General features: G+C 63.9%; 5 protein-coding genes. All 5 read left to right on the forward strand.

From position 1 onward, the window contains the following. The coding region (gene mshD / locus AC062T_RS05050) for a mycothiol synthase (protein WP_476027974.1) at window positions 1–836 on the forward strand (836 nt) is incomplete at its 5' end. 50 nt (window positions 837–886) lie between these two features. Next, window positions 887–3067, forward strand: a complete 2181-nt coding sequence (locus AC062T_RS05055; protein WP_476027976.1) for an RNA degradosome polyphosphate kinase — start codon at window positions 887–889, stop codon at window positions 3065–3067. Continuing rightward, window positions 3064–4014, forward strand: a complete 951-nt coding sequence (locus AC062T_RS05060) for an NUDIX hydrolase (protein WP_476027978.1) — start codon at window positions 3064–3066, stop codon at window positions 4012–4014. The genes AC062T_RS05055 and AC062T_RS05060 overlap by 4 nt, the downstream gene beginning before the upstream one ends. Before the next feature lie 76 nt (window positions 4015–4090). Further along, window positions 4091–5014, forward strand: a complete 924-nt coding sequence (locus AC062T_RS05065; protein WP_476027980.1) for a VOC family protein — start codon at window positions 4091–4093, stop codon at window positions 5012–5014. 118 nt (window positions 5015–5132) lie between these two features. Continuing rightward, on the forward strand, window positions 5133–6179 hold the full coding sequence (locus AC062T_RS05070) for a phosphate ABC transporter substrate-binding protein PstS (protein ID WP_476027982.1): 1047 nt from the start codon (window positions 5133–5135) through the stop codon (window positions 6177–6179). The last annotated feature ends 64 nt before the right edge of the window (window positions 6180–6243 follow it).

A 6243-nucleotide genomic window follows, 5' to 3' on the forward strand; every position in this document is an offset into this window, starting at 1 on the left:
CCGAATGGCTGAACAGGCTCATCTCCCGCGCAACGGCAACGGATGGCCAGCCGCCGTTCTCAGACCAGAGCCTCGTGGAGCTGCGTGACGGCCGCCGCGAACTTCTCTCGATCGACGAAACCGCCGCCGCCGTTCTCCTCACGGGCGACCCCGGGGAGGCCGAGCTGGGTGTCGGCCCCGATGCCCGAGGCGACGGCCTGGGCGAGCAGATGCTCACCCGCGTGCTCACGGAATCCCCGTCGGTTCTTATCTGGGCGCACGGCGATCATCCCGCAGCGCGCTCCCTCGCCGCCCGGCACGAGCTCACCGCCGTGCGCACCCTCCTGCAACTGCGTGCCCCGGTCGCCGCTGGCCTGGACGCCGCCGACCTGGACGCCTCAGACCTGGACGGCGCTGCGGCGCTCGACGGCTTCACGCCTTTTCGCCCGGGACGCGACGATGCCGCATGGCTTGACATCAACGCCCGCGCGTTCGCTCACCACCCAGAGCAGGGTTCCCTTACACAGGCGGACCTCGACGCGCGCATGGCCGAACCCTGGTTCAACGCCGACGACTTTTTGCTGCTGCGTGACGAAGACGGGCAACTGATCGCATTCTGCTGGCTCAAGGTCGACGGGGGCATCGGTGAGTTCTATGTGGTCGGAGTCGACCCTCGCCACCAGGGTTCCGGGCTGGGCCGCCGTCTCGTCGCGGCAGGGCTCGCCCACCTGGCCGCCAGCGGCATCCGCACGGCAAGCCTTTACGTTGACGCGGATAACGTGCCCGCCGTTCGTCTCTACCGCTCTTACGGTTTCGCCGACCACACGGTCGATGTGCAGTACTCAACACGCCGCTAGCGTCACAGTTCGATAACCCGCAGTTCACGGTGTGGTGCAAGTATTGAGCGATGGATGCCGATATCACCATCGACGACACTGGCCTCATCACCGAAAGCCTCGATGATGACGACTACGAGTCTGCGTGGGTTGATGACGGCACCCTGCCAGGCAACCGCTACCTCGACCGAGAGCTGAGCTGGCTCGCCTTCAACACCCGCGTGCTCGAACTGGCAGAAGACCCGCAACTGCCGCTGCTTGAGCGCGTCAACTTTCTCGCGATCTTCGCCAGCAACCTCGACGAGTTTTTCATGGTGCGGGTCGCCGGGCTCAAACGGCGCATCGCAACCGGCATCGCCGTTCCCACCAACATCGGCAGGTCGCCCGCCGAGGTACTCAGCAGCATCAGCGCCAGAGCGCATGAGCTGCAGGATCGGCATGCGCTCGCGTTTCGGGAGCTGGTAAAGCCTGCTCTCGACGACGCCGGCATCCACATAGAAACGTGGGCAGACCTCGGCCAAGACGACCGAGACCGCATCGACGAGATTTTCACCCATCAGATCTTTCCGGTGCTCATGCCACTCGCGGTCGACCCGGCGCATCCGTTCCCCTACATCTCCGGGCTCTCGCTCAACCTGTCGGTGCGCGTTCGCAACCCCAAGACCGGCAAAGTGCAGTTCGCTCGCATCAAGGTGCCGAGCATTTTGCCCCGCTTCGTCAAGCTGCCCGACGACGAGCGCGGGCTGCTGCGGTTCATTCCGCTCGAAGACCTCATCTCCAACCACCTCGGCGAACTGTTTCCGGGGATGGAGATTCTTGACCATCACGAGTTTCGCGTCACCCGCAACGAAGATGTCGAGATCGACGAAGACGAATCAGAGAACCTCATCCAGAGCCTCGAACGAGAGCTGCTGCGGCGCCGATTCGGCCCACCCATCCGGCTCGAAATCACCGAGGACATGGATGATCGCACCCTCGATCTGCTCATCCGTGAACTGGGGGTCACCGAGCAGGAGGTGTACCGGCTTCCTGCTCCGCTCGACCTGGGCGGCCTCTTCGAGGTGTTCAAGATCGACCGGCCATCGCTCAAATATCGCAAGCATCTGCCCACGACGAGCACGGCTCTCCTGCCGGCGGAGCCGGGTGGCGAATCCAACATCTTCGCCTCGATCAAGCGACGGGATGTTCTGGTGCATCACCCCTACGAATCGTTCGGCACGAGCGTGCAAGCGTTTCTCGAACAGGCCGCGGCAGACCCTTCGGTTCTCGCCATCAAGCAGACGCTGTATCGAACATCCGGCGATAGCCCCATCGTGGAGGCCCTGATCGACGCGGCCCAGGCGGGCAAGGCCGTGCTCGCCCTCGTGGAGATCAAAGCGCGCTTCGACGAGCAAGCCAACATCACGTGGGCCCGCAAGCTCGAAAAAGCGGGAGTGCACGTGGTTTATGGCCTTGTCGGGCTCAAAACGCACTGCAAGCTCGCTCTCGTGGTTCGGCAGGAGAGCGACGGCAGCCTCACCAACTACAGCCATGTCGGCACCGGCAATTACAACCCCAAGACGAGCCGGGTATACGAGGATCTCGGCCTGTTCACGGCCGACCCAGTTGTGGGCAACGACCTCACCCGGCTGTTCAACGAACTCTCGGGGTATGCCATCGAAAAGAAGTTCAAGCGCCTGCTCGTTGCTCCCCTCCATTTGCGAAAAGGCCTCATCAAGCGCATCAAGAATGAGACCGCCGCTGCCCTCGCCGGACGGCCAAGCGGAATCCGCATCAAGCTCAACTCCATCGTGGACGAACAGATCATCGACGCCCTCTATCGCGCGAGTCAGGCCGGGGTAAATGTTGACCTCGTCGTGCGCGGTATCTGCGGCCTCAAGCCCGGAGTCCCCGGTCTCAGCGACAACATTCGGGTTCGCTCCATCCTGGGGCGCTACCTCGAGCACTCGCGCATATTCCGATTCGAAAACGGCGGCGAACCGCTCACCTATATCGGCAGTGCAGACATGATGCACCGCAATCTCGACCGCAGAGTGGAGGCTCTCGTGCGCCTGACCGACCCGGAACACCTGAGCAGAATCGATAACATCTTCGACCTTGCTATGGCGGATTCGACATCGTCGTGGTGGCTCGAGCCCGATGGGGAATGGACACGACACCACCTCGCAGACGATGGCACACCGCTGCCGGACATGCAGAATGTGACGATGCAGATAATCAGCGCCCGTCGCAGGCCGGCGGCAGCCCGATGAGCACATCCAGCCCGGCTTCCCCCGTTCTCGCCGCCGGCGCGGTGTGCTGGCGAGTACTCGACGGCAAGATTCGCGTGCTCGTCATTCATCGCGACCGGCACGGCGACATTTCGCTACCCAAGGGCAAGGTCGACCCCGGCGAGAGCCTGCCCCAGACGGCGGCCCGTGAGATCGAAGAAGAAACGGGGCTCGACATCGCTCTCGGTGCGCCGCTCGGGACCACCGAATACACGCTGCCGGGAGGCCGCGACAAGATCGTGCACTACTGGGCGGCTGAGGTCGATGACGAGACCCACGAGGCGCACGTCTTTACCCCCAACGACGAGGTGGCCAAGCTTGAGTGGCTGTCGCTTGCCAAGGCACGCAAGGCTCTGACCTATTCGCACGACCGCGAGGTGCTCGACCGGTTTTCCGCTCGGGTGGACAACGACACCGCACGCACATTCGCCGTCATCGCGCTACGCCACGGCAAGGCCATCTCTCCCCACGATTTTGACGGGCCAGACGCTGAACGCATTCTGCTGCGCCAGGGAGAAAAGCAGGCGGCCTCTGCGGCATCCGCAATCGCCGCGTTCGGCCCTCAGAAGCTCATCAGCAGCACTGCGGTGCGGTGCGTCGCCACGGTCAAGCCCCTCGCCAAGCTCACTGGCCTCAAGATCAAAGAGACCGACAGGATCAGCCAAGACGCATGGGAGGACGGCACCGCCGATGTGCAGGCGGTGATCGCCAAGCGGTTGCGCAAGCGAAAGACCGCAGTGCTGTGCAGCCACGGACCCGTGTTGCCCGAAATCCTCGCGGAGGTCGCCCGCCAGACCAACACCCCCGTCGACAGTGCGGTGAGGGCAGCGGCGATGCTCGAAACCGGCGGGTTTGCCGTGATTCATCTCTCGTCGGAGCGACCAGAAGCCGGGATCGTTGCGATCGAAGTCCACTCCCCCGGAGTCTGATCGCGCGGTTCCGGTGATGGCTGTGAGTTCACTCGAATCCGACACTTCGCGGCAACCTCGAATTATTCTCATCGGCATGACCAGCAAAATTGTGCCGTGTATCTGGCTCACCGACCAGGCAGAAGAGGCGGCGGCCTTCTACACGGATGCCATCGGTGGGCGCATTCTCGCGACCTCCTACTTTCCCGAATCGTCCGGCAATCTGAGCGGTCGCCCTCCCGGCAGTGTGCTCACGGTGGAGTTCGAGGTGGGCGGCCAGCGGCTAACAGCCCTCAACGGCGGCGGCAACGTTGAATTCAGGATCAACCCCAGCATCTCGTTCTTTATCGAAACGGGCAGCGCCCAGGAGGTCGACCGCATCTACGCCGCCCTCTCGGCGGGGGGCCACACCCTCATGGCCCTCGATTCGTACGCGTGGAGCGAGCGCTATGCCTGGGTTCAGGACCGCTACGGGGTGTCGTGGCAGATCATGGCGACGGATGCACCGGGGACTCGGGTGATTCCGTCGCTGCTCTTCTCGGCGCAGCAGCAGGGGCGCGCAGAAGAGGCCATGGAGTACTACACACACCTCTTCGATAACAGTTCGATCGAGGCGGTCAGCCGCTACACCAGCTCTGACGCCGGGCCAGAAGGCAAGGTAGCCCACGCCCGTTTTGTGCTCAAATCAACACCCCTCGTGGCAATGGATAGTGGAGTTGAGCAGCCGTTCACGTTCTCAGAGGCGCTCTCGCTTCAGGTGATGTGCGCCGACCAGGCCGAGATCGACAGGCTGTGGAATGCCCTCACCGAGGGCGGACGGCCCAGCCAGTGCGGCTGGCTCGCAGATCGCTTCGGCGTCTCATGGCAGATCGTGCCCGCCAGCATGGACGAATGGATGACGACCGCAGACACCGCCGCCCGCGACCGGGTCTTTCAGGCCCTCATGCCGATGACCAAGATCGACATCGCTACTTTGGAGGCGGCAGCGCGGGGCGAAACTACCGGGTTTGGGTCGCGCTGAACGAATCCGGGCTCTCACCGGTGCAGAACACCGGCGGTTCGAAAAATGGTTAGCCTGTCATGGTGACTTTCGAGGCCATCCAGTGACCATCATCCGCCGTGCCGGTGCCATCGCCGCCATGATCGCAGCGACCGCAATGCTTGCGTCCTGCGCCGTCAATGAGCGCACCACCGACGTCACTGGGCCGTACAGCGGCATCATCGTCGGGGGCGGCTCCAGCGCGCAGCAGGCGGCCCAAGAGGCCTGGACGGTGGGCTTTCAGACCACCAACTCCCGAGCGACGATCGAATATGACCCAGCAGGTTCTGGTGCCGGCCGCGAAATGTTCAGCGCCGGCGGAAGCGCCTTCGCCGGATCGGATCGGGCCTTTACGGTCGAAGAGATCGCCACCGAGCCGTTCGACGGCTGCGTCCCCGGCACCGGCATCGTCGAACTCCCCGCCTATATTTCCCCAATCGCCATCGCGTTTCAGCTCGAAGGAATTGACACCCTCAACCTCGATGCCACCACGATTGCCCAGATCTTCTCCGGCGAGATAACCCAGTGGAACGACAAGGCGATCGCGCAGTTCAACCCGGGCGTGACGCTGCCAAGTTCTCGCATCACCGCCATCCACCGCTCCGACGACTCGGGGGTCACCGAGAACTTCACCGAGTACCTCTCGGCAGCCGCCCCCGCAGCCTGGCCACACAAGCCCAGCGGTGAATGGCCGTTCGACGGCGGAGAAGCAGCCCAGGGAACATCCGGCGTCGTGGACAGCCTGCGCAACGGCACCGGCACGATCGCCTACATCGATGCCTCGCGCGCCGCCGATCTCGGCCTCGTCTCGGTGCAGGTGGGAGACGAGTTCGTGCCGTATTCCGCCGAGGCTGCCGCCGCGATCGTCGATGCATCCCCCATCGCTCCCGGTCGCACCGAGGGCGACCTGGCGATAGAGATCGACCGCACAACGACGGCGGCCGGGGTCTACCCGATCGTGCTCATCAGCTACGTGGTGGGCTGCCAGGACTACAGCGACGACATCGAGGGAACCCTCGTGCGCGGCTACTTCGAGTACATCGTGAGTGATGCTGGCCAGCAGCGGGCCGCAGAATCGGCGGGCTCCGCCCCCATCTCGGCCGAACTTCACAAGCGCGCCGCGGCGGCAGCCGCGCTCATCGGCTAAATCGCACGGCTTCCCTTTGTGACGTTCGCGCGCTGAGCCAATTCACAGCAGGGCTTGCTTGGCC

Source organism: Homoserinimonas sp. (genome assembly GCF_056262345.1).